Raw genomic sequence first — 496 nt, forward strand, 5'->3', positions numbered from 1 at the left:
GGTTCGCTGGCGCAGAGCTTTTACAGCTAGAGAGGCAAAATGACACATGAATCGGTCATGATGATGGGGACTGAAGCGATGAAAGTCGCGCTGGCACTGGCTGCCCCGCTGTTGCTGGTGGCGCTGGTCACGGGCCTTATCATCAGTATTTTGCAGGCCGCCACGCCGATCAACGAAATGACGCTGTCGTTTATTCCAAAAATCACCGCCGTATTTATTGCCATTATTATTGCCGGACCGTGGATGCTCAATCTGTTGCTGGATTACGTCAGCACCTTGTTCACTAACCTGCCGTATATCATCGGGTAGCCCGTACAATGATGCAGGTGACAAGCGATCAATGGCTTTCCTGGCTAAGTCTGTACTTCTGGCCGTTACTGCGCGTGCTGGCGCTCATTTCTACCGCGCCAATTCTGAGCGAACGCAGCGTGCCGAAACGGGTAAAACTGGGTCTGGCAATGATGATCACGTTCGCTATTGCCCCATCATTACCTGC

General features: G+C 52.6%; 2 protein-coding genes. Both read left to right on the plus strand.

The annotated features are described in order from the left end of the window. The first annotated feature begins 39 nt into the window (after window positions 1-39). The gene (fliQ, locus tag K0040_RS22445) at window positions 40-309 is read left to right on the plus strand and encodes a flagellar biosynthesis protein FliQ (protein WP_228110442.1); all 270 of its coding nucleotides are present in this window, start codon (window positions 40-42) and stop codon (window positions 307-309) included. Window positions 310-320: 11 nt separating this feature from the next. Then, window positions 321-496 (plus strand): flagellar biosynthetic protein FliR (locus tag K0040_RS22450; RefSeq protein WP_500302294.1); only part of this gene is annotated, 176 nt, incomplete at its 3' end.

The sequence above is a fragment of the Terrisporobacter petrolearius genome, from assembly GCF_020748185.1.
Taxonomy (GTDB): Bacteria; Bacillota; Clostridia; order Peptostreptococcales; family Peptostreptococcaceae; genus Terrisporobacter; species Terrisporobacter petrolearius.